This is a genomic window from Asaia spathodeae NBRC 105894 (genome assembly GCF_025994195.1).
Classification (GTDB): domain Bacteria; phylum Pseudomonadota; class Alphaproteobacteria; order Acetobacterales; family Acetobacteraceae; genus Asaia; species Asaia siamensis.
In genome coordinates this window covers 77,269-98,906 of sequence record NZ_BAPY01000005.1, presented here as the reverse complement: position 1 = coordinate 98,906, position 21,638 = coordinate 77,269, and the positions used below count along the sequence as shown (strand labels likewise).

The window sequence follows — 21,638 nt, the reverse complement described above, 5'->3', positions numbered from 1 at the left end:
TCAGAGTGACGAGGAATGGAAACATCGACAACCATACAGTGTCGTTTTGCGTTAAACCTCGAGTAATCGATGACTTTTTCGCGGGAGAACAGAAATGGCCGAACCCAATGTCGAGGCCTGCGCGTCATGCGCTTACGACGTGCGTGCCGAACTCGGTGAAGGCCCCGTCTGGATCTCCGGCGAAAACGCCGTCTATTTCGTCGATATCAACGACTGCAAGGTGCACCGGTTCAGCCCGGTTCAGGGCGAGGCCTGTCATTGGGCAGCGCCGGGCAAGGTTGCGTTTCTCATGCCGGTTGATGATGGCAGCTTTCTCGCGGGGCTTCCGGACGGGCTCTATCGCTTCGACCCCACAGACGGAAGCTTTGTGAAAGCGCTGGAGGTCGAGGCTGAATTGCCAGGCAATCGTCTGAACGATGGCTGCGTCGATCTGCACGGGCGAGGCTGGTTCGGGACGATGGATGATTCTGAAGAGGCACCCTCAGGCTCGCTTTACAGCGTGACGCATGAGGCAGGCGGCTTTGTGCTCAGAAAACACGATACGGGCTATGTGGTATCGAATGGCCCCACCGTCTCACCTGACGGCAAGCATCTCTACGCTTGCGATACGCCGAATGGCGTCATCTATCGCTTCGATATCACGGACGAAGGGGAGCTTGAAAACAAGCAGGTCTTCCTTCGTCTTCCCGAAGAGGAAGGCTATCCCGATGGCGTAGTGGCCGATTGCGAGGGGAATGTCTGGTGCTCGACATGGAGCGGCGGGCATGTGCGCTGTTTCACACCGGAAGGTGCAGAGCGTTTCTCCATCCGTATTCCTGCAGCCAATGTGACAAAGGTCTGTTTTGGTGGCGATGATCGCAAGACAGCCTATGTGACGACTGCCCGCAAGGATGTTTCAGAAGAGGCGCTTGCTGCCCAGCCGCAATCGGGCAGCCTTTTCACCTTCCGTTCTGACAAGGCGGGCTTGCCGCAGCATCGTATCGCCCTGTCAGCCTAGAAGAAGTTCCTTGAGTAAAGGAATAAGTGGTCGGTCAGGAGCTGGCATCGGGTAGGCGTCAAGCTGGTCTGCGGTAACCCAGGCCAGAGCCTGTCCTTCTTTGCCAACGGGCTGACCACGCCAGCGTCGGCACAAATAGAGCGGCATCAGGAGATGGCGCGAGCCGACATTCTCCGAGACGAAGGTGAAAGGCGCAAGGCAGCCAGACGCGATGTCGATGCCGAGCTCTTCATACATCTCGCGTATAAGCGCCTGTTCCGGTGCCTCATGCGGCTCGACCTTTCCGCCAGGAAACTCCCACAGCCCCGCAAGCGGTTTGCCCGGAGGGCGTTGCGCCAGAAGGATGCGACCTTCGCCGTCTATCAGGACGCCAGCAACGACAAGCAGAATGCGTGAAGCAGCTTTGTCGTTCCGGGTAGTATCCATCCTGATGTCGCGTTCCCTGCAATAGGTCAGTACGGGATAGGGATCCGGCCCGCGTGAAAGAAACGGCACGCGCGTCGTGCCAGAGCGCTGGAATTCCATTTTTTCCAGCAAGGCGATCGATGCCAGATTGTCCTCTGCCACATCAGCCAGGATATGGGAGATGGGCAGGGTCTCGAAGGCCCATTCCACAACCGGGCGCACACAGGCTGTTGCGACGCCTTTTTGCCAATAGGGGCGCCCGACCCAGTAGCCGATCTTGGCGCCCTGATTGGGATGGCCAAGAGAGAGGCCAATGCAGCCAATCAGCATTTCGCCCTCGCAGATCGCGAAATGCCAGGCTGTGCCCGCTGTCTGGCGATCAATCGTGCTCAGAATCCATTGATCGGCCAACTCCCTCGGGTAGGGAAAAGGGAGGTGGCTGAGCATGCGCACCACGCTCCAGTCATTGACCAGACGATGCACCGCTGCACCGTCACCAGTGCAGAGCGGGCGAAGCGTATAGGGGGCGACGTCGAGCGAAAGACTCATTCAGAGCGTCACTCCGCTGCTGCGCTGTCCGGCTGGATACCCGCGCGCCGCAGAAGGTCGCGCAGTGCATTGATGACCGGAAAGACTTCCTGATTGCGGTCACCGCCCAGTTCGCGCCAGGCATTCTGTTCGAGTTCCACGATTTCGCGGTCTTCGGCGAAGATGCGGTTTGTAAAGCCGACCAGAAGCGGCCAGGCGAGTTCGAGCGCGCCCTTCAGCTTCGGGCGACGAATCGAGAGCAGGCCGAACACCCGGCAGGTGAGGTGATCCTCATCCTGTGGCACGTAGACGATCCAGAGATCCATGACCGGCGGTTCGTCTTCGGTGCGGATATGCAGTGTCTGGTAGGGGTATACGGTGCGGATGGTCATGACATCGCGGTGAGCGAATTTGGCACTCGCATCACGTCGCTCGCCGAAGATCAGCGCCTCACCCCAGGGTTGCTTGCCGCCAACACGCGCAAAGCTGTAGCGCGCCTCAACCATGCGGGGTTCGTTTTCGCCGCCCAGATAGCGGGGCTTCATCTTGCCCATCTGCTTCGAGTGCATGAACTGATGATTCATGTCCATCAGATTCTCATGCATGAAGCTGTAATGGCATTTCACCTTCTCGCCGAAGCGCCGTGTCTTGTAAGCCGGATCGGCCACTGAACCGAGCTTGGGGAAGGGGGTGGTCTCTGCTTTTTCGGCATCGCCGGGGAAGACGAAAATCAGCCCCTCGACTTCACGGCAGGGATAGGTGCGCACGCCATTGGGCAGTTTGCCCTTGCCGAGATAGGGCACGTCGATGCAGCGTCCCGAGCGGCCATAGGCCCAGCCATGATAGCAGCACTGCACGGCCTCGCCTTCGACGCGACCCTTGCTGAGTGGCACCTGACGATGGGCGCAGCGATCTTCAAGCGCGAAAACACTGCCTTCCTGCGGGCGGACGAGGGCAATGGGCTGACCCGCAAAGCGGGTAGCGATGGTCTTGCCCTTCTTGAGTTCATGTGACCAGGCGACAGGATACCAGTAATTCGGATCGCATTTGACCCGCCTCAGATCGACCGTGTCCTTGCCAAGGCGCATGGCGTCCGAACAGCGTTGTTCGGCCAGTTTGTGGGGGGCGGTGTCGAGAGTAAGGCTTTCCGTCATGGGTATTCCTGTCGTGACCTCCTCCTGACCGGTGACTTCAGAAGGACATGCCCTCGAAAGTCTGGGTCCTGAGATTGAGCATGATGATGCGCAGCCAGACACTAGCAGGCTTGCCGTATAGGGGAACAGCGCCTTTCTGGCGCAGGTCGTGCGAGGGTAAGTTTCATGCGTGCGCCGAGATTCGAGAGAAAGAATCTTGCGTTTTTCGGGCGTTCTGCGCTGGCCTTGTGCAACAAACTGTGTTTTTTTTGTCGCATTCAATCCGATACCGAAAGAAAAATCCTTTCCGCTGTTGTAACGATTTTTCATTACTGCATAGACTGTCTCCTGTTGAAGTTCCCATGGAGAGACAGCTCGAACGATGTTCACAAAACGAAGAATACTTGCGGCAGCGACCCTTCTCTCCTTTCCTTTCGGGTTCACCTATGCTCAGGCTGCCACCCAGCCAGCTGCACAGACCGCGCCCAAAGCGAAAAAAGCCGCCTCTGCCCATAGCAGGACGTCGATCGGCTCGACGCAGGCGCTCGCCTCCGTCCCCAAAATCCGCACACGCAAGGCCCGCGATGCGAGTGGCGATAGCGGTGAATCTGTCATTGTAACCGGCACGCATGCCTTCAATCGCAAGGCGCGTGACAGCGCGGTGCCGGTAACAGTCGTTTCCTCGGCGACCCTGCGTCGTTCCGGCCAGCTCAATCTTGCAGACGCCATCACCCGCGTTGATCCGTCCATCACGGTTACGGCCAATGGTGCCGATGCCGGTGCGTTGACCTCAGCCATCCGTATGCGTGGTCTCAACCCGAACGAAGTGCTGGTGCTCGTTGACGGGAAGCGCCGCAACACGACGGCCAATATCTATGCCGATAACGGTCCGCAGCAGGGCTCGACGCCCGTCGATCTGAACATGATCCCGGCAGGGGCCATCGATCACATCGAAATCCTGCGTGATGGCGCGGCCGCGCTTTATGGCTCGGATGCCATTGCGGGCGTCGTGAACATCATCACCAAGAAGACCAGTCATGGCATCAATACTGTCGCCCAGACCGGCGCCAATGCCTATAATGGCGATGGCTGGCAATATCTGATCGGCGCCGATGGCGGTCTTAAATGGGGTAATGACGGCTTCGTCCATCTGAGCGGTCAGGTCTATCACACCGATCACTGGGTCTCGAACCTCAAGAGCACCAACGACCATCGCTGGACCCCGACCTCAAGCTGGCCCGCAAACTCCAACAAGATCCTCTCCAACCCTGAGGAGACGCGTGAAAATCTCTCCATCGAATGGGGTAAGGGCATCACGGAGGGGATCGAGACCTATGGTCTGATCACCTATGCTCATCGTCACTCCGAGGCCTACGAGAACTACCGTACCCCCACCGTCGCACCGAGCGCCTTTCCTTACGGGTTCTCGCCGCTCGAGACCATTGAAGAGAACGATTTTCAGGCGAATCTCGGAATCAAGGGCGATAATCTTTTCGGCTTCAGCTGGGATCTGAGCACGCTTTACGGGCAAGACGACGACGATATCGGGAACAAGAACACCTTCAACCCGAATTATTACAAGGCGTATGGCTTCTCGCCTACCACCGTGCGCGCGCAGAGCTATTCGCTCGCCCAGTGGACTAGCAATTTTGACGCGCGACGCAATTTCCGCATTGCCGATGTCGTGCCGATGACGCTGGCATTTGGTGCGGAGCATCGTCTGGAGATGTACAAGATCAAGGCGGGCGAGCCGGCTTCGTATGAGCTGGGCGGTACGCAGGGCTTCGCCGGTCTGACACCTCAGAACGCGGGCCAGTGGCAGCGTAATATCTGGGCAGGCTATCTGGATGGCGACTTCCACCCACTGCCGCATTGGGATCTCGATTTCGCCGGACGCTTCGAGCACTACACCGATATGGGTAACACCGAAAACGGCAAGGTTACGACGCGCTATGACATCACCAGCAAGCTGGCGATCCGAGGCACGATCAGCAACGGTTTCCGTGCGCCGACCATGCCCGAGCAATATTACTCGGCGCTTAACGTGTCGCCGACCGGTGCTTCGGGGCTGCTCCAGACGGTTGGCGCTGCTGGCAAGACCATTGGTGCGCAACGTCTGAAGCCTGAGAGATCGACCAGCGCTGAAGGTGGCATCATCGCCGAGCCGCTTAAGGACTGGCACGTCTCGGTTGACGTCTATCAGATCAACATCCGTGACAGAATCATTGGCTCGGCGACAGTCAATGGTCAGCAGGCGCTTGATGCTATCGCTCTAACGGGCGTGAACCTGCCGAGCGGGATTGAACTAGACAACGTGACCGCCAATTACTTCGCAAACGTGGCCAGCACGCGTACGCAGGGTCTCGACCTGCAATCCGATTACCTGTTGCATCTGCATCGCTTTGGCACGCTCAACCTGAGCGCAATGCTCAACCTTAATCGGACCCGCATCAGCCATATCAACACCAATGCGTTTGGCGACCCCGCGGCCAATGCGCAGACGGTGGGCTACCTCACCACGGGTTCACCGCGCAGCAAGCTGATCCTGAATGCGTACTGGACATATCACCAGTGGGATGTGAACCTGCGTCAGACCCGCTATGGCGAGACGAAGTCGCTGCTCACCTATGAAGATCTGGCGCCGACTGCAATCAAGTATTCCAACACCGAATGGGCCGAGTTCAAGAATACCCCGGCATGGCTGACCGATCTTGAAGTGGGGTATCGCTTCACCGAACATTGGCACTTCGCTATTGGCGCCAACAACATCTTCAACCAGCGTCCGCGTCACGTGAATCCAATCACCAATTATCTGGGACCGAAGATCTACGACACCGATTCCTCCGGTATTCCGATCTACGGCGCCTATTACTACGGTCGCCTGAACGCGACCTTCTGATCCGTGCCTGACATGCGGGGCCCACTGACCGGACCCCGTATGACGCTATCGTTTCAGAATACTTTTCCAGGCCTGACTGACATTTTGTCAGTCAGGTTTTTTTGTCTGCCATGCTTCAGCCGAGCGTCGCACTCAGATGATCAATGAACTGGGCGGCGACACGCCCCGAGCGACCACCGCGCTCCATGGCCCATTCGAGCGCATGACGGTGCAGGGTCTCTTTCGAGATTTCCAGCTTGCGGTGCGTCGCATAGCCATCGACGATGGCCAGATAGGTTTCCTGGTTGCAGCCATGAACGCCGATCCAGAGGCCGAAGCGGTCTGAGAGCGAGACCTTCTCTTCGACCGCTTCCTGAGGATTGATGGCGCTGCCGCTCTCGTTTTCCATCATGTCACGCGGCATCAGATGGCGACGGTTCGACGTGGCGTAGAACAGCACATTCTCCGGTCGGCCCATGATGCCGCCATCGAGCACCGATTTGAGCGATTTATAGTCTGCATCCTGTGTCTCAAAGGAGAGATCGTCACAGAACACGATGCAGCGTCTTGGCTGGGCACGCAGGATATCGAGAAGGCGGGGCAGGGTGGAGAGGTCGTCGCGCTGTATCTCGATCAGCACGAGAGCATGAGGAAGATCGCGATTGGCCTCGGCAAAGCAGGCCTTGACCAATGAGGATTTCCCCATTCCGCGCGCACCCCAGAGCATGACATTATTGCCGCTGCGACCTTGGGCGAAATGACGTGTGTTTTCTAGCACGAGGCGCGTCTGGCGGTCTATGCCGCGCAGCAGGGACAGATCGACGCCCTGAACGCGGGCTACGGCGCGCAGTGTCGCAGAGCTTCCCTGCCACATGAAGGCATCGCTGCCTTCGAGTGTTGCCGGGCTGGCCGGTGCGGGTGAGAGGCGCTCGAGCGCACTGGCGATGCGTTCGAGTTTTTCGATCAGAACGGCGTCCATGGGTATGTCCCTTGCTCCGTGGCTATGCTTGACGAGCGGGCGCGACCCATTATGGTCCGGGCCAATCGGGCTGGCTTTCGGGCGCGTCCGTTCCCTGACCTATCGACATATGGAAGAAACGCATGCTCGCCAACAGCGGGATTATCTCATTCCTCCCGATGATCCTCGTGTTCGTCGTGTTCTATTTCGTGCTCATTCGCCCGCAGCAGGCGCGTCAGAAGGAGCTCAAGGCTCAGCTCAACGCGCTGCGTCGTGGTGATCGTATCGTGACCAGCGGTGGTATCATCGGCACGGTGCAGCTCGCACGCGAAGGAACCAAGGAAGTCGAAGTCGAGATCGCTCCCGGCGTAAAGGTTCAGCTGATGCGTGAAAACGTGTCGCAGGTGCTGACCAGCTCTGCCAAGCCTGCCAATGACGGCGCCAAGCCCGCCAAGTAAATCCGGTTCAGAAACTGGGCATAAAAAAACCGGCTCCCTTGAGGAAGCCGGTTTTTTTGTTCGACCTGACAGTGATCAGGCAGAGAGCAGCTCTGCTTCGGCAAACTCGTAGTTGGCGAGTTTGTCGAGATAGTTCGTGATGTAGTCCGGACGACGGTTACGGAAGTCCAGGTAATAGGCGTGTTCCCACACATCCAGACCCAGAAGGGCGCGACCCTGGCCCTCTGCCAGCGGGTTGGAGCCATTGGCGGTCTTGGTCACGGCGAGCTTGCCATCGGTGCCCAGAACCAGCCATGCCCAGCCCGAACCGAACTGCGAGATAGCTGCCTGCTTGAAGGCGGCCTTGAAGGCATCGAGACCACCGAGATCGGAGTCGATCTTGGCGGCGAGCTTTGAAGGCACCTGACCGCCATTCGGGGCAAGGTTCTTCCAGAACAGGATGTGATTCCAGTGCTGGCCAGCATTGTTGAAAACGGGCGCCTGAGCAGCGTCGCCCTTAACGGCGAGAATGATTTCCTCAAGGCTCTTGCCCTGAAGCTCCGGCTTGGCTTCGACAAAGCCATTCAGCGCCGTGACATAGGCCTGATGATGCTTGCCGTGGTGCAGCTCAAGAGTCTCCTGGCACATGCCCGAAGCGGCGAGCGCGCTGGTCTGGTAGGGAAGGGACGGCAGTTCGAAAGCCATGGTGCGTCTCCTGGACTATCATGGTGAGGACAAAGCGGAGCTGCTTGGTCTTCCAAGGCAGCTATGGTGCCGGACGGGTTTCGTCAACCCGTCGGCCTTTCTGTGAGCTCAGGCTTTTTCTGACGACTCTGGCGAATGGACGACGCTCTTTTCAATGGCAGAGAGCAGCGCAGAATAATCATCATTCGCGTGGCGCTTGTTGGCGAGGGCAAGGGCCTGATCAGCGATGGCAATGGCCGGGCAGAAGCTGTGGGTGCTGCGTGCTGCGGAGATGAGCAATCCCATATCCTTGGACATCAGGCGCGTCGGAAACTGCGCGCTGAAATCACCACGTTCGGCGTAGGCCAGCTTGCGCTTGTGATGCGGGGAAATCACCGCCACCTGACCGAGGGCTTCATAGAGCATCGAGCGATCGAGTCCGCTCGACAGGCCATAGCCGACAGCTTCTGCGATGACATTGAGTGTGGCACCCATGATGCCGTTAATGACAAGCTTCAGGCGCGTTCCGGCCCCGACGGGACCAGCATGGATGCTGAGCTTGCCGATGGTGCTGAGCACAGGGCGTGCGGCTTCGAGGTCGTCATGTGACGCCCCCACCAGCATGACGAGTTCGCCTTTTTCGGCCTCGGGTGTGCTGCCCGACATGGGCGCATCGACAAAGCGCAGCCCCTTTGCGTTGGCGAGATCGTGAAGCTTCTCCGTGGCCTCAGGCGAGATTGTGCTGGTGTTGATGATGATGGTTCCGGCGCGGGCTCCGGCCAGAAACCCTTCCGCACCCTCGGCAGAGGCGAAGACAGCAGAATCATTGGGTACGCAGAGAACCAGAATGTCGGACTGCGCAGCGAGCGCAAAGGCCGTTTTCACGACGGGGGTGTCAGCATCCTGCTGTTTGCCCGACGGTGTGTAGGCACTGACGCCATAGCCGGCTTTTCTGAGATTTTGCCCCATGAGCGCGCCCATGGCGCCATAGCCTACAAAGCCGATCGTCTGTTGAGTCATTCCCGTTACATCCTCTATGCGCATGATGTACCTGATTAAAGCGCCGACATGACACCGGTTGCGCTCCCGGTGCCTAGCTTGTCCGATCTGCAGTGAGAGCCGGAACTGTCTGGGTAAGAAGTGGCGCTATGGTCTCAATATGCCTGCCGCAACTGGCGTGGAAGTTTGCTAGGGCCAATCCGTCGGGTAGGGCGGTGATCTGGCCGGGGCGGAAAGGCACCCTGGCCCAGCCCATGCCGTAAGCATCGATTGTCGAGAGATGGGCCGCGACCCCGAAGGTGATGACCAGCTTGAGGTTGGTCAGTGTGTCGAGCAGTTCGGCCAGAACAGCGACATTTGCTGGCTGCATGGGGGAGGGATCTGCGTCGTGCAGATATGTCCCGCCTAGATGGTGGAAGGCCAGGCTCGCCCCTATCGTCTCGGGTATCTCGTCATGCAGGAGTTCTTCAACCGCCAGACGCTGATCGGACGCGAAAGGTGCGAGGCTGACAATGAGGATGCAGGCATCCTGGGAGGGAGAGAATTTTCTGGCCATGTCGAGAAGGTCATCAAGCCTCTGTCATCATATCAGTCGTCGAGATCGTCGTCAGAGACGATATCGGCCGGATGTCTGACGGGAGCCGAGCGTGTCCGGACCGGAGCGTCTCCCTGGCGTCGGGTGAATTCGCCCGCGATATCGGCCAGTTCGATGAACTGATCGACCTGACGGCGCAGATCGTCACCGATCAGAGAGGGAGAAGAGCGCAGCGACGATACGGCTGTTACCCTTACGCCGCGTCTCTGTATTGCCTCGACCGCGCGTCGCAGATCGGCATCCCCGCTGAAGATAATGGCATGGTCGATGCGGTCAGCGAGCTCCAGCAGGTCGACGGCAAGCTCGACATCCATGTTGCCCTTGAGACGGCGACGCCCGGACTGATCAGTGAATTCGCGTGCATTTTTGGTGACAAGCATGAAGCCATTATAAGCAAGCCAGTCGGTGAGCGGCTTGAGCGGCGAATATTCTTCAGTCTCTGGTATTGCGGCGTAATAGTGGGCACGCAGGAGTTTTGTATTGCTTTTAAAATACCGTAGGAGCCTTCTGTAATCTACTTCGAAGCCGATTGTCTTTGCGGTATAATAGAGGCTCGAACCATCTATAAATACGGCAGTTCTCTCGTTTTTATCGAGCATCTCTTACTCATTTCAGAAAAACTGCAACACTTTACGATGTCGCAGCAGGAATAATCTCAAACTGTGGTTTAACGAATTCTGAATTCAGAATATAGTGATATCATTGCTTTATAGCCATTTCTCATCATATTGCTGCGTTCATTGCATTTGTGATGCTGCTTTAAGCCTGTTCGCAGCAGCGATGTCTGCGATAGTGCTGGTGCGAAGGAATGTTTGCCCGGGGAGGGCATTTGTGCTAGCCGATCCAATTCTCGTGGATTTGCGGATATTGGTTGGGAAGAGTCTATGGCACGCGTAACCGTTGAAGATTGCATCGAAAAGGTTCCGAACCGCTTCGACCTCGTTCTCCTTGCTGCCCAGCGCGCCCGCGGCCTTTCGCGCGGTGAGGAAATGACCCTTGATCGCGATAACGACAAGAATCCCGTCGTTGCCCTGCGCGAGATTGCTGAAGAGAAGGTCAATCTGAGCGCGCTCAAGGACGGTATCGTTCGTTCTCTGGCCCGCGCTCCCGAGCCCGAGCCTGTTGACGAAGAAGTCATGGATCTCATCCCGACCGATCAGAATATCTTCGGTCTGCAGGATGTCTCCACTGAAGAAGAACACGCCCATATGGCCGAGACGATGTCTCCTGCCGAGCTCGAGGCTTCCTTCGAGGCGGAATTCGGAGGACGCGGTCGCCGCTAATCTCTTGCGATGCCGGACCTTTTTGTGGTCCGGTATTGTTTCCGGGTCTGATGGGGCCCGGATGTGATCAGGATTGGGAGAGAGTACCGGCATGTCTGACACCCTTCTCCCCGGCGCCGAAATGGCAGCTTCGGTCCCCTCGATCTCCGGTCTCCTGCGCCGCATAGCGGGCTATGACCCGCATGCGGATCTGGCCCGCGTCGAGGAAGCCTATGCCGTCGCCGAAAAGGCGCATCGCGAGCAAAAGCGCGATAATGGCGAGCCCTACATCATTCATCCGATTGCAGTGGCCAATATCCTCGCGGGTTTCCGCATGGATGTGCCGTCGATCATGGTGGGGCTGCTGCATGATACGGTCGAAGATACCGGCATCACCCAGGCCTTTCTGAAAGAGCGTTTCGGCGAAACGGTCGCAAGCCTTGTCGATGGCGTGACCAAGCTGACGAGGCTTGAGCTTCAGTCAGATCGCACCAAGCAGGCCGAGAATTTCCGCAAGCTTGTTCTGGCAATGTCACGCGACATCCGCGTGCTGATCGTCAAGCTGGCCGACCGTCTCCACAACATGCGCACGCTGCATTATGTCCAGCGGCAGGACCGCCGCTTGCGTATCGCGCGCGAGACCATGGACATCTACGCGCCGCTTGCCGAGCGCATCGGTATGGACCGGGTCAAGACGGAACTGCAGAATCTCTCCTTTGAGCAACTCGAGCCCGAAGCCGACGCCACGATCAGGGCACGTCTGAACTTTCTGCGTGGCCATGGCGCCGATATCATCGAGCAGATCCGTACCGAGCTGAAAGAGCTTTGTGCAGAAGTTGGCCTTGAGCATGTCGATGTGACAGGGCGTGAGAAATCGCCCTTTTCGATCTGGGCGAAAATGCAAAAGCGCAATGTCGCTTTTGAGCAGCTTTCAGACATCATGGCATTTCGCGTGATCGTGCCGACACGTGATGCCTGCTATGCCGCTCTGGGTGCCATTCATGGCGCCTATCCCATGATTGCCGGGCGGTTCAAGGATTACATCTCGACGCCCAAGGCGAACGGATATCAGAGCCTCCATACCGGGGTCACGCTTCGTCAGCCGCGCAATCAGAAGATCGAAGTCCAGATCCGCACCGCTGATATGCATGACTTCGCCGAAAACGGTGTGGCCGCTCACTGGGCGTACAAGGAACGTGACGCTGCGCAGGCCTCGAACAGCGAAGTTGCAGCGCTGGGACTCAACAAGCTGCGCTGGGTGCAGGATCTTCTCGAAATTCTCGAGGATTCCGAGGCGCCGGACGAGTTTCTCGAAAACACGAAGCTCGAGCTGTACCAGGATCAGGTTTTCTGCTTCACCCCCAAGGGGCAGCTTATCTCCCTGCCACGCCGCGCGACGCCGGTCGATTTTGCCTATGCCGTACATAGCCAGGTCGGTGATGCCTGCGTGGGGGCGAAGATCAATGGTCGCCTGATGCCGCTGCGGCATGAATTGCAGAATGGCGATCAGGTCGAGATCATGACCGCGCGTGGCGGCACGCCGTCGGCCTCCTGGGAGCGTTTTGTCGTTACCGGCAAGGCGCGTGCGCGTATTCGCCGCTACGTTGCCCTGCAACAGCGCCAGGTCAATCTCGACACGGGACGGACCGCACTGGCCAAGGCTTTCCGTCAGGAAGGTGCCGATGGCAGCGAAAAAGTGCTTGAGACCCTGCTGCGCGATCTGCGCCAGCCGAGCATTGAGGATCTCTATGTTGCCGTTGGTACGGGGCAGATCGGCCCCCGTGACGTTGTTAACGCGGCTTACCCCGAGTTGCGTCAGACCCATCGTGCGCCGCGCATGGTGCCGGGCCTGTCGGGTCGCCTTGGCGGCGGTCTGGGTGCGCCCGCGCGCTATGGGGCGAAGAGCGGTTCGATCATCAACGGTGTTGGCTCAGGCATTGCGACACATTTCGCCGGATGCTGTCACCCGCTGCCGGGTGATCCCATTGTCGGGATCATCGCGCAGGGCAAGGGCGTGACCATCCACCAGCGTCATTGCCAGAATCTCAGTGCGTTCTCGTCTACGCCTGAGCGTTTCCTCGAGATCGACTGGGACTACGAGGCCCTGGCGCAGGGCGAACGTGGCGCACCACATATCGGACGTGTGAGTGTCATTGCGGCCAATGAATCCTCTGTTTTGACGACGCTTACCAACACGGCCTCGAAGCATAATGGCAGTGTGGTCAATCTGCGCATTCTCAACCGCCAGCTCGATTTCATGGAAGTCCTCGTCGATCTGGAAGTGCGCGATGTGCGGCATCTTTCTGCAATGATCGCCGCGCTGCGCTCAGCGCAGGGGGTTATGCAGGTCGAGCGTACGAAGAACTGACCTGACCTCATGATACGCGGTATCGGCACGGATCTTTGCGACATGCGGCGTATTGCGCGCGCGCTGGAGCGTTTGGGAGATCGTTTTCTGGAGCGCAGCTTTACGCCTGCCGAGATCGCCTATGCCAATACACGCAAGGGCGACGGGCGTCTGGGCATTCTGGCCAAACGCTGGGCGGCCAAGGAAGCCTGCGCAAAGGCTCTCGGGACCGGATTTCGTGATGGTCTGCACTTTACCGATATCGAGGTACGCAACGATCCGCTCGGCAAGCCGCTGCTGCATCTTACTGGCAAGGCAGCCGAATGCCTGTATGCGATGGCCCTGCCGGGCGAGCGTGCCGATATTCAGGTCAGTCTCAGCGACGAGACTCCTTATGCAATTGCCTATGTGATCGTGCAGTCAGTCTCGCAGCATTTGTGATAGGCTGTCGCCAAATCCCCCATATCTGCGCTAAGAACCGGAAATGACCGAAATGAATCCGGAGGCTTCGCCCTCCAAGCGAAAAGAAGACACCCCTCTGGAAATCGTTCGCTTCGTCGCGATCTGGATCATCGTGTTGATGGTGATACGAACGGTGCTGGTCGAGCCCTTCAATATTCCGAGCGCGTCGATGATTCCGACCCTTCAGGTCGGTGACTATATTATCGTCACCAAGTTCGATTATGGCTGGTCACGTTTTTCGATGCCATTCTCGCCGCATCTTTTCGATGGCCGTATCTGGGGCACGACACCGCATCGCGGCGATGTGGCGGTGTTTCGCTATACCCAGAACAACTCCATCGATTATATCAAGCGCATTATCGGTCTGCCTGGCGATCACATTCAGATGCGTGCGGGTGAGCTTTATCTGAACGGCACTCTGGTGCCGCGCCAGTCGCTTGGGCCCTATTCGGTCATGGATGAAAATCGCATGCCCCAGACGGGCATACGCTATCTCGAATCCCTGCCCGGCAGCGGTGGCGCGGCGACCGTGACCCATCAGATCCTGAAGCAGACCGATGAGGGTGAGCAGAACGACACCCGCGAATATGTCGTGCCCGAGGGATATTTCTTCGCGATGGGCGATAATCGGGACAATAGCGGCGACAGCCGCTTCCAACGCGATAATGGGCAGGATCTCGGGTACGTGCCGATGGTCAATCTGGTCGGAAAGGCGCGCTTCGTGTTTTTCTCCTATGAGGCCGTGCATCCGCTCTGGCAGTTCTGGCAATGGCCGTTCGAGATACGGTGGAGCCATCTTTTTGCGACCATGCATTGAGGCTCTGTCATGACTGGTCATGACGACACTCTCGACGCGCTGCAGAAGGCTCTCGGTCATCGCTTTGCTGATCAGGGTCTGCTGCGTCAGGCCCTGACCCACCGCTCTGCCGTATCGTCGCGACAGGGACGGCGCGCGCCTCGCGGCGGAACAAAACCGGTCGAAGCGATTTCGAACGAGCGGCTCGAATTCATGGGTGACCGCGTTCTCGGGTTGCTCATGGCCGAGTGGCTGCTTGAGCAATTCCCCAATGAGCCCGAAGGGGCACTGGGGCCGCGTCATGCGTCTCTCGTGTCCCGTAACGCGCTGGCTCCTATTGCCGAGAGTATCGGTGTGGCCGGGGCGTTGCGCATTGCCGAGCATGAGGAGCAGGCCAATATCCGCAGCCTCGCCAATGTGCAGGCCGACGCGATGGAGGCCCTGCTGGGCGCCATCTATCTTGATGGCGGGCTCGAACCCGCGCGCCGTCTCGTGCGCGAAAAATGGAAAGATCTGCTCCTGTCGCAGATAACCCCGCCCAAGGACCCAAAGACGGCCTTGCAGGAATTTGTGCTTGCGCGCGGCTCTGCCTTGCCGGAATACGAGACCCTGTCGATGGAAGGCCCATCGCATGCGCCGCGCTTTACCGTTGCGGTTTCTGCTATGGGTGAGGCAGGTGAGGGTGTTGCAGGGAGCAAACGCCAGGCCGAGAGCGAAGCGGCGACAGCCCTCCTCCGGCGATTGAACCGTAGCCGTAAAGGCACGAAGGATAAGAAATGACGACACGTTGTGGTTTCGTCGCCCTTGTGGGGGCACCGAATGCCGGAAAATCAACCCTGATCAACCGCATGACCGGCACGAAGCTGTCGATCGTGAGCCCGAAGGCGCAGACAACACGCTTCAGGGTTCTCGGTATTTTGATGCGCCAGACAACGCAGATTCTGCTTGTCGACACACCTGGCATTTTCAAGCCAAGGCGCAAGCTGGATCGCGCGATGGTCGCCGCAGCCTGGACCGGCTCGCAGGACGCCGATATCTCGCTTCTGCTGATCGATGCGAAGGCGGGTATCCGCGAAGAATCGCAGGCTGTCATTGAGACGCTCGCCAAGCAGAAGCGTCGCGTCTGGCTGGTGCTGAACAAGACCGACCTGATCGGGGCCCAGCAGCTTCTGCCTCTCACCAAGGCCATCACAGATCAGCTGGCTGTCGAGCATGTCTTCATGCTCAGCGCGCGATCCGGCGGTGGTGTGGACGATCTGCTTGATCATCTCGCGGCAGAGCTGCCCGAGGGGCCCTATCTCTATCCTGAAGATGATCTGACCGATCTGCCCGACCGTCTGCTGGCGGCAGAACTGGTGCGCGAACAGATCTTCATGCAGACGCATGAGGAAATACCCTACCAGGCAACGGTCGAGACCGAGAGCTTCAAGGAGCGGCCTGATGGCTCGGTGCGTATCGATGCAACGATCTACGTGTCGCGTCCGGGGCACAAGGCCATTCTCATCGGCGAGGGCGGTCGCAAGATTCGCAGCATAGGCGAGCGGGCGCGTCTCGATCTGGGGCGTCTGCTTGAAAGGCCCTGCCATCTTTTCCTCAACGTGCGCGAGCGCGCTGGCTGGGATGAGGAAAAGGCCAGACTGCGGGCTATTGGTCTGGATGACGCCTGAGAAGTTCTTGTGAGGACAGGCCGCGCCCTATAAGAGGGGCGCGGGTTGTAAAATGGCCTTCATGAGGCTGCAACGAAAGAGGATGCGATGACCGAAACTACTGCACGCTACAAGCGCGTTCTTCTCAAGGTTTCGGGCGAGGCCCTCATGGGCAAGGGCTCTTTCGGCATCGAGCCGCAGGTCGTCGAAGAAATCGCGAATGATGTCGCCCTGGTCTCGCGTAGTGGCGTGCAGGTCTGTCTCGTTATCGGCGGCGGCAATATCTTCCGTGGTGTCGCAGCGGCGGCCAAGGGCATGGATCGTGCCCAGGGCGACTATGCCGGTATGCTGGCGACGGTCATCAATGCATTGATGATGCAGAACGCGCTCGAAAAAGCCGGGATCGACACACGCGTCATGTCGGCCATTCAGATGTCCTCGATCGCCGAGCCCTATATCCGTCGTCGTGCCGTGCGCCATATGGAAAAGGGGCGCGTGGTCATCTTTGCAGCCGGAACGGGCAATCCGTTCTTCACAACAGACACGGCGGCAGCGTTGCGTGCCAACGAGATGGAATGCGATGTCCTGCTCAAGGGAACGCAGGTTGATGGCGTCTATTCTGCCGATCCGCGCCGCGTGCCAGATGCCGAGCGCTATGATGAACTGTCCTATATGGATGTGCTCTCGCGCGATCTGAGCGTGATGGATGCAACGGCCATTTCACTCGCTCGCGAAAATCGTCTGCCGATCATCGTGTTCAATATTCATGCACCGGGAGCCTTTGCCAGCGTGATGCGCGGCGAAGGGCGTTTTACCCGGATTATCGAAACGGCTTGAACTGGGCGCCATCAGACGCCCCCCTTTTGAATATCCGTAAAGGAGAGAACAATGCCTGCTGAGCTGAATGATCTGCTCGAAGATCTGACCCGCCGCATGGACGGCGCCATGGAAAGCCTGCGCCGCGACCTGTCCGGTCTGCGTTCGGGCCGTGCGAGCCCAAACCTGCTCGAGCCGGTTCGTGTCGAGGCCTATGGCAGCGATGTGCCGCTGTCTCAGGTCGGGTCGATTGCGGTTCCCGAAGCCCGTATGCTGACCGTCTCGGTCTGGGATCGCGGGCTCGTTGGTGCCGTCGAGCGCGCCATTCGTGATTCCGGTCTGGGCCTCAATCCTGCGGCAGACGGGCAGACGGTACGCGTGCCGATTCCCCAGCTGACCGAAGAGCGTCGCAATGAGCTGGCCCGCGCTGCCGGTCGCTATGCCGAGAACGGCAAGATTGCCGTGCGTAACGTGCGCCGCGATGGCATGGACCAGATCAAGACCCATGAGAAGAAAAGTGAAATCAGCCAGGACGACATGAAGGTCTGGTCTGATGGTGTGCAGAAGCTGACGGATCAATACGTCAAGAAGGTCGACGACATGCTCGCGGACAAGGAACGCGAAATCAAGCAGGTCTGATCAGGCACCGTGTCCTCCTCACGCACCCTTCCTGCCGCAGCAGCGGACCTTGCGCCCGGCATTGTGCCGCGTCACGTTGCCGTCATCATGGATGGCAACGGGCGCTGGGCACGCGCACGTGGCAAGCCGGTAATGGCTGGTCATCGCGCCGGGGCTGAGGCCGTCAAACGTTGCGTGAAGGCAGCCATCCTCTCGGGTGTGCGCTATCTGACGCTTTATGCGTTTTCTTCCGAGAACTGGCAGCGGACGACAGAAGAGGTCTCTGACCTCACCTCCCTGCTGAGGTTCTATCTGCGCCACAAGGTTGCGGAACTGCATGAGCAGAATGTCCGGCTCGAATTCATCGGCGATCTGTCACGGTTCGATGCGGGGCTGCGGGCGGAGATCGATCGCGCCAGAAATCTTACCGCCCGTAATGGGCGTCTGACGCTCATTCTGGCGCTTTCCTACGGCGCCCGACATGACATGCTTGCCGCTGCGCAGCGTCTTGCGCTGGCCTCGGTCCGGGGGGAAATCGATCCCGCATCGCTTACAGAGCAGGATTTCAGGGATCATCTGCAGACCTCTTCTTTCCCTGATCCTGATCTCATAGTGCGCACCAGCGGCGAGCGGCGTCTCTCCAATTTTCTGCTCTGGGAATCGGCCTACGCCGAGTTGTCTTTTCTCGACGTCATGTGGCCAGATTTCGACGAGACCCATTTCGCTGCGCTTCTGACCGATTTCGCCGGACGTGAGCGCCGGTTCGGCAGGCGTCTGCAGCCGGATCCTGCATTGTGACATCCAGCAGCGCCAATCCGCGCTGGTCCGATCTGCGCCTGCGCCTGATTTCCGCAAGCGTGATCGTTCCTGTTGCGCTTCTGTGTATCTGGGCAGGCGGTAGCGCCTATCGCCTCATGATCCTGCTCGTGAGTATCGGCCTCGTTTATGAGGGCGCGGCAATGGCCGGGCTGAGCTGGCAGAAAGGTGCGCGCAGTTGGCGAGGCGCTCTGCTTCTGCTCTGGCCGCCCCTCGGATTGCTGGTAGCCATGAAGGGCGAGTGGCGCGCCGCTCTTGGGCTGGCGCTTTCCGCCGCGATTTTCGGCGCTGCCCAATGGGCGTGCGTTGCTGTTGCTAGTCTTGGTGGACTGTCTCTACTGTGGTTGCGTGAGCAGCCCGGTACGGGTGCCTTGCCCGTGCTTTTTATCATCCTTGTCGTGATTGCCAGCGATAGCGGGGCCTATATGGCCGGGCGCATTATCGGTGGGCCAAAACTGGCCCCGAGCATTTCGCCAGGCAAGACACGCTCCGGCGCGGCAGGCGGGCTTGTGGCGGCAGGGCTGGCAGGGCTGGCAGTTGCCGGTTGCTCGGGGCAGGGCGGTCTTGCGGGCGGGGCAGTCTGGGGAATGATCCTGGGCTGCGCCGCGCAATGCGGCGATCTTGCCGAGAGTGCTGCCAAGCGTCGTGTCGGCATCAAGGATTCCGGCTGGCTCATTCCCGGCCATGGGGGGCTTCTTGACCGCTTTGACGGGCTTCTGGCGGCGGCACCTTTGGCCGCTCTGGTTTCTCTTGCCGTGCCGGGGCGGGTTTTCTGGACCGCTCTCCCAGTCGATATCCTCGGCGCCCTTCTGCATCCGTTCTTTCCGTCTTTCTCTGCTTTCTCGCATTGATCTGGAGTATCCTGAGATCATGACCTCCTCACCGCGCAGCGTTACCGTTCTGGGCAGCACCGGCAGCATCGGCTGCTCCACAATCGATCTTCTGCTGGCCGAGCCGGAGCGTTTTCAGGTTCGTGCGCTTGTGGGTGGCCGCAATGTGGCCCTGCTCGCCGAGCAGGCACGTGCCCTTCATGCAGAGATTGCCGTGATCAATGACGAGACGCTGCTCGATGATCTGCGTGGCAGATTGCAGGGGAGCGGTGTGAAGGTTGCAGCCGGGCGTCAGGCGGTCATCGAGGCCGCAGCCATGGAAGCTGACTGGACGATGGCCGCCATAACCGGAGCAGCCGGGCTGGAGCCCACCCTGGCCGCGACCCGCAATGGTCATTCCATCGCCCTGGCGAACAAGGAGGCGCTGGTTAGCGCGGGTGACGTCATGCTGCGCGAGGTTGCCGCGGCGAAGGCGACCCTGCTTCCGGTTGATTCCGAGCATAACGCCATCTTTCAGAGCCTGACGGGCAGCCCGATCGAGAGCATCGAGAAGATTATTCTCACCGCATCGGGCGGTCCATTCCGCTGCGCGTCACTCGAGACCATGCGTGAGGCAACACCGGAACACGCGCTCAAGCATCCGACATGGAGCATGGGCGCCAAGATCACCATCGATTCGGCCTCCATGGCCAATAAAGGGCTCGAGGTCATCGAGGCTGCGCGCATCTTCGGTCTGAGCAACGAGCAGATCGACGTGCTGGTTCATCCGCAATCTGCGGTGCATGGTCTGGTGCAATTCCGCGATGGCAGTCTGATCGCCCAACTCGGCGCGCCCGATATGCGCGTGCCGATCGCCAATACGCTGGCATGGCCGGATCGCATGCAGACCAATGCCCCGCGTCTCGACCTCGCGGCACTCGCGCGCCTCGATTTCGAAGCGCCCGACGAGGTTCGGTTCCCCGCGCTGCGCCTGGCGCGTGAGGCACTCATCGCCGGATCTGCCTCGCCGACAATTTTCTCGGCAGCCAATGAGATTGCTGTCGAGGCGTTCCTGAACCGTCGTATCGGCTTTCTGGGTATTGGCGATACCATTGCCTATGCCATGGAGACGCTTGGCGCGCCGAAGCTCGATACGCTTGACGATGTGCTGCATTGGGATGCGGAAGCGCGTCGCGTTGCAGAAATCTTTGTTTCGCGTGAGCGCAGCAACTCTCTCAATAGCGCGGTGTCTCTCCATGCATGAGTTTGCGGTAACGATTCTGGCCTTCGCCCTGATTCTGGGTGTGCTCGTTTTCGTGCATGAAATGGGTCACTATCTTGCGGCACGCTGGCGTGGTGTGAAGGTGGACACTTTTTCTATCGGCTTCGGCCCGGCGCTTTACCGCTGGCGCGATCGTACCGGCACGGAGTGGCGTATCTCGGCCATCCCTCTCGGGGGCTTCGTCAAGCCGCATGGTTTCGAGGACCCTGAAGACGCTACGCCCGAGCAGAAAGCGGCCTGGGTTCCGGGGCAGACCTTTCATGACAAGCCTGTCGGCTCGCGCATGCTGGTCATTGTCATGGGACCGGTTTTCAATTTCATCTTCGCGATCCTGCTCTTTACCGTGCTGTATGTCTCGGTAGGCAAGCCGGAACTCAAGAACGAGATCGCGCAGGTTGTGCCGCATAGCGCTGCCGAGCGCGCCGGGCTGCAGAAGGGCGATATCATTACGCGTCTTGGTACGCTCGATGTGTTCAATTTCGCCGACATCCAGGCACACGCCGTTGCCATGCCTGGCGTGCAGACCACTCTGGGCATCACGCGCGGTGACCAGAAACTGAACGTACCGATTACGCTCGACCGTGTCCCAGGCAAGAAGGGCGCCGCCGATACTGGCAGCATTGGCGTCTTCGCTGAGCTCGTTCCAGGCAAGCCAATGTCTTTTGGCAAGGCCGTGGGGGCCGGGCTGCAGGAAACCTGGCATGTTTCGGTGCAGACATTGCAGGGCGTGTGGCAGATCCTCTCCGGCCATCGTAGTCCGAAGGAGCTTGGAGGCACGATCCGTATCGCCCAGCTCTCAGGGCAGGTCGCCCATTACGGCTTTGCCAGCATCCTGTCTTTCATGGCGCTGCTCTCGATCAATCTCGGCCTGATCAATCTGTTTCCGATTCCATTGCTCGATGGCGGCAGGCTGGTGTTTTACGTGGCGGAAGCTGTGCGTGGAAAGCCGGTGTCACGCCGCGTTCAGGAAGTCAGCTATCAGGCCGGTTTTGCAATTATTGCGGCGCTGTTCCTGTTTTCGACATTCAACGATCTGTCGAATCTGGGCCTCTTCCATTAGAATAAGCCAAGCGCCCTGCGAACTGACACAGAGTGTTACGACACTTCATGTGGTGGGGTGCTTGCCTCGCAGGGCATAAGTCGGATACGTCCGATTTAAACAAACGCGGT

General features: G+C 59.0%; 22 protein-coding genes. 15 read left to right on the top strand and 7 right to left on the bottom strand.

The window, feature by feature from the left end:
* Positions 1–94: 94 nt before the first annotated feature.
* The gene (locus tag AA105894_RS05030) at positions 95–997 is read left to right on the top strand and encodes an SMP-30/gluconolactonase/LRE family protein (protein ID WP_267310763.1); all 903 of its coding nucleotides are present in this window, start codon (positions 95–97) and stop codon (positions 995–997) included.
* Here the strand turns inward: AA105894_RS05030 and AA105894_RS05025 are convergent.
* Complete coding sequence (locus tag AA105894_RS05025; RefSeq protein ID WP_267310762.1) at positions 989–1,951, bottom strand: bifunctional GNAT family N-acetyltransferase/(deoxy)nucleoside triphosphate pyrophosphohydrolase; 963 nt, start codon at positions 1,949–1,951, stop codon at positions 989–991. The two genes, AA105894_RS05030 and AA105894_RS05025, sit on opposite strands and share 9 nt — an antisense overlap.
* Before the next feature lie 8 nt (positions 1,952–1,959).
* The gene (locus AA105894_RS05020) at positions 1,960–3,018 is read right to left on the bottom strand and encodes a Rieske 2Fe-2S domain-containing protein (RefSeq protein ID WP_371869820.1); all 1,059 of its coding nucleotides are present in this window, start codon (positions 3,016–3,018) and stop codon (positions 1,960–1,962) included.
* Between the two features lie 427 nt (positions 3,019–3,445).
* Here AA105894_RS05020 and AA105894_RS05015 point away from each other — a divergent pair, with 427 nt between their 5' ends.
* Positions 3,446–5,962: a TonB-dependent receptor plug domain-containing protein gene (locus AA105894_RS05015; RefSeq protein ID WP_267310761.1), complete on the top strand. Its 2,517-nt coding sequence runs from the start codon at positions 3,446–3,448 to the stop codon at positions 5,960–5,962.
* Positions 5,963–6,077: 115 nt separating this feature from the next.
* Here AA105894_RS05015 and AA105894_RS05010 read toward each other — a convergent pair whose 3' ends face one another.
* Positions 6,078–6,920 (bottom strand): ATP-binding protein, encoded by an 843-nt coding sequence (locus AA105894_RS05010; RefSeq protein WP_267310760.1) that lies wholly within the window; start codon positions 6,918–6,920, stop codon positions 6,078–6,080.
* 122 nt (positions 6,921–7,042) lie between these two features.
* Between AA105894_RS05010 and yajC the strand changes: the two genes are divergently transcribed.
* A complete protein-coding gene (gene yajC / locus AA105894_RS05005; RefSeq protein WP_267310759.1) occupies positions 7,043–7,357 on the top strand; it encodes a preprotein translocase subunit YajC in 315 nt (104 codons plus the stop codon).
* A 75-nt stretch (positions 7,358–7,432) separates the two neighbouring features.
* On the opposite strand, the gene AA105894_RS05000 is transcribed toward yajC, so the two are convergent.
* The 4 genes from AA105894_RS05000 to AA105894_RS04985 all read right to left on the bottom strand — a co-directional run bounded on the left by AA105894_RS05000 (position 7,433) and on the right by AA105894_RS04985 (position 10,213).
* On the bottom strand, positions 7,433–8,041 hold the full coding sequence (locus tag AA105894_RS05000; RefSeq protein ID WP_267310758.1) for a superoxide dismutase: 609 nt from the start codon (positions 8,039–8,041) through the stop codon (positions 7,433–7,435).
* Between the two features lie 108 nt (positions 8,042–8,149).
* Positions 8,150–9,040 (bottom strand): NAD(P)-dependent oxidoreductase, encoded by an 891-nt coding sequence (locus AA105894_RS04995; protein ID WP_267310757.1) that lies wholly within the window; start codon positions 9,038–9,040, stop codon positions 8,150–8,152.
* A gap of 73 nt (positions 9,041–9,113) precedes the next feature.
* A complete protein-coding gene (locus tag AA105894_RS04990) occupies positions 9,114–9,575 on the bottom strand; it encodes a uracil-DNA glycosylase family protein (RefSeq protein WP_267310756.1) in 462 nt (153 codons plus the stop codon).
* A gap of 32 nt (positions 9,576–9,607) precedes the next feature.
* The gene (locus AA105894_RS04985) at positions 9,608–10,213 is read right to left on the bottom strand and encodes a LabA-like NYN domain-containing protein (RefSeq protein ID WP_267310755.1); all 606 of its coding nucleotides are present in this window, start codon (positions 10,211–10,213) and stop codon (positions 9,608–9,610) included.
* A 285-nt stretch (positions 10,214–10,498) separates the two neighbouring features.
* Here AA105894_RS04985 and rpoZ point away from each other — a divergent pair, with 285 nt between their 5' ends.
* From rpoZ to rseP, 12 genes are all read left to right on the top strand, one after another.
* On the top strand, positions 10,499–10,897 hold the full coding sequence (gene rpoZ, locus AA105894_RS04980) for a DNA-directed RNA polymerase subunit omega (RefSeq protein WP_188425112.1): 399 nt from the start codon (positions 10,499–10,501) through the stop codon (positions 10,895–10,897).
* 91 nt (positions 10,898–10,988) lie between these two features.
* A complete protein-coding gene (locus AA105894_RS04975) occupies positions 10,989–13,244 on the top strand; it encodes a RelA/SpoT family protein (RefSeq protein WP_267310754.1) in 2,256 nt (751 codons plus the stop codon).
* Positions 13,245–13,253: 9 nt separating this feature from the next.
* Positions 13,254–13,664, top strand: a complete 411-nt coding sequence (gene acpS, locus AA105894_RS04970; protein WP_267310753.1) for a holo-ACP synthase — start codon at positions 13,254–13,256, stop codon at positions 13,662–13,664.
* A 43-nt stretch (positions 13,665–13,707) separates the two neighbouring features.
* Positions 13,708–14,502 carry a signal peptidase I gene (gene lepB / locus AA105894_RS04965; protein ID WP_188425115.1) on the top strand — a complete coding sequence of 265 codons (795 nt, stop codon included), beginning with the start codon at positions 13,708–13,710 and terminating at the stop codon, positions 14,500–14,502.
* 9 nt (positions 14,503–14,511) lie between these two features.
* Complete coding sequence (gene rnc / locus AA105894_RS04960; protein WP_267310752.1) at positions 14,512–15,261, top strand: ribonuclease III; 750 nt, start codon at positions 14,512–14,514, stop codon at positions 15,259–15,261.
* Positions 15,258–16,148, top strand: a complete 891-nt coding sequence (gene era / locus AA105894_RS04955) for a GTPase Era (protein ID WP_267310751.1) — start codon at positions 15,258–15,260, stop codon at positions 16,146–16,148. The genes rnc and era overlap by 4 nt, the downstream gene beginning before the upstream one ends.
* Before the next feature lie 87 nt (positions 16,149–16,235).
* Complete coding sequence (gene pyrH / locus AA105894_RS04950) at positions 16,236–16,964, top strand: UMP kinase (protein WP_267310750.1); 729 nt, start codon at positions 16,236–16,238, stop codon at positions 16,962–16,964.
* A 51-nt stretch (positions 16,965–17,015) separates the two neighbouring features.
* A complete protein-coding gene (frr, locus tag AA105894_RS04945) occupies positions 17,016–17,582 on the top strand; it encodes a ribosome recycling factor (protein WP_188425119.1) in 567 nt (188 codons plus the stop codon).
* A gap of 9 nt (positions 17,583–17,591) precedes the next feature.
* Positions 17,592–18,359, top strand: coding sequence for a polyprenyl diphosphate synthase (gene uppS, locus AA105894_RS04940; protein ID WP_267310749.1), 768 nt, complete (start codon positions 17,592–17,594; stop codon positions 18,357–18,359).
* Positions 18,353–19,228: a phosphatidate cytidylyltransferase gene (locus AA105894_RS04935; protein WP_373316743.1), complete on the top strand. Its 876-nt coding sequence runs from the start codon at positions 18,353–18,355 to the stop codon at positions 19,226–19,228. Before uppS ends, AA105894_RS04935 begins: the two co-directional genes overlap by 7 nt.
* A 19-nt stretch (positions 19,229–19,247) precedes the next feature.
* Positions 19,248–20,450 carry a 1-deoxy-D-xylulose-5-phosphate reductoisomerase gene (gene dxr / locus AA105894_RS04930; protein WP_267310747.1) on the top strand — a complete coding sequence of 401 codons (1,203 nt, stop codon included), beginning with the start codon at positions 19,248–19,250 and terminating at the stop codon, positions 20,448–20,450.
* Entirely contained in the window at positions 20,443–21,528 is a 1,086-nt protein-coding gene (rseP, locus tag AA105894_RS04925; RefSeq protein ID WP_267310746.1) for an RIP metalloprotease RseP, read from the top strand. The genes dxr and rseP overlap by 8 nt, the downstream gene beginning before the upstream one ends.
* Positions 21,529–21,638: the final 110 nt, after the last annotated feature.

Bases quoted from the DNA above. Each gene is read 5' to 3' on its own strand.
- AA105894_RS05015 (WP_267310761.1), top strand. From the start codon at position 3,446: ATGTTCACAAAACGAAGAATACTTGCGGCAGCGACCCTTCTCTCCTTT.
- rnc (WP_267310752.1), top strand. From the start codon at position 14,512: ATGACTGGTCATGACGACACTCTCGACGCGCTGCAGAAGGCTCTCGGT.
- AA105894_RS04990 (WP_267310756.1), bottom strand. From the start codon at position 9,575: ATGGCCAGAAAATTCTCTCCCTCCCAGGATGCCTGCATCCTCATTGTC.
- rseP (WP_267310746.1), top strand. From the start codon at position 20,443: ATGCATGAGTTTGCGGTAACGATTCTGGCCTTCGCCCTGATTCTGGGT.
- AA105894_RS05010 (WP_267310760.1), bottom strand. From the start codon at position 6,920: ATGGACGCCGTTCTGATCGAAAAACTCGAACGCATCGCCAGTGCGCTC.
- lepB (WP_188425115.1), top strand. From the start codon at position 13,708: ATGACCGAAATGAATCCGGAGGCTTCGCCCTCCAAGCGAAAAGAAGAC.
- AA105894_RS05020 (WP_371869820.1), bottom strand. From the start codon at position 3,018: ATGCGCCTTGGCAAGGACACGGTCGATCTGAGGCGGGTCAAATGCGAT.
- era (WP_267310751.1), top strand. From the start codon at position 15,258: ATGACGACACGTTGTGGTTTCGTCGCCCTTGTGGGGGCACCGAATGCC.
- pyrH (WP_267310750.1), top strand. From the start codon at position 16,236: ATGACCGAAACTACTGCACGCTACAAGCGCGTTCTTCTCAAGGTTTCG.
- AA105894_RS04995 (WP_267310757.1), bottom strand. From the start codon at position 9,040: ATGACTCAACAGACGATCGGCTTTGTAGGCTATGGCGCCATGGGCGCG.
- AA105894_RS05025 (WP_267310762.1), bottom strand. From the start codon at position 1,951: ATGAGTCTTTCGCTCGACGTCGCCCCCTATACGCTTCGCCCGCTCTGC.
- dxr (WP_267310747.1), top strand. From the start codon at position 19,248: ATGACCTCCTCACCGCGCAGCGTTACCGTTCTGGGCAGCACCGGCAGC.
- AA105894_RS04985 (WP_267310755.1), bottom strand. From the start codon at position 10,213: ATGCTCGATAAAAACGAGAGAACTGCCGTATTTATAGATGGTTCGAGC.
- rpoZ (WP_188425112.1), top strand. From the start codon at position 10,499: ATGGCACGCGTAACCGTTGAAGATTGCATCGAAAAGGTTCCGAACCGC.
- AA105894_RS05000 (WP_267310758.1), bottom strand. From the start codon at position 8,041: ATGGCTTTCGAACTGCCGTCCCTTCCCTACCAGACCAGCGCGCTCGCC.
- yajC (WP_267310759.1), top strand. From the start codon at position 7,043: ATGCTCGCCAACAGCGGGATTATCTCATTCCTCCCGATGATCCTCGTG.
- frr (WP_188425119.1), top strand. From the start codon at position 17,016: ATGCCTGCTGAGCTGAATGATCTGCTCGAAGATCTGACCCGCCGCATG.
- AA105894_RS05030 (WP_267310763.1), top strand. From the start codon at position 95: ATGGCCGAACCCAATGTCGAGGCCTGCGCGTCATGCGCTTACGACGTG.
- acpS (WP_267310753.1), top strand. From the start codon at position 13,254: ATGATACGCGGTATCGGCACGGATCTTTGCGACATGCGGCGTATTGCG.
- AA105894_RS04975 (WP_267310754.1), top strand. From the start codon at position 10,989: ATGTCTGACACCCTTCTCCCCGGCGCCGAAATGGCAGCTTCGGTCCCC.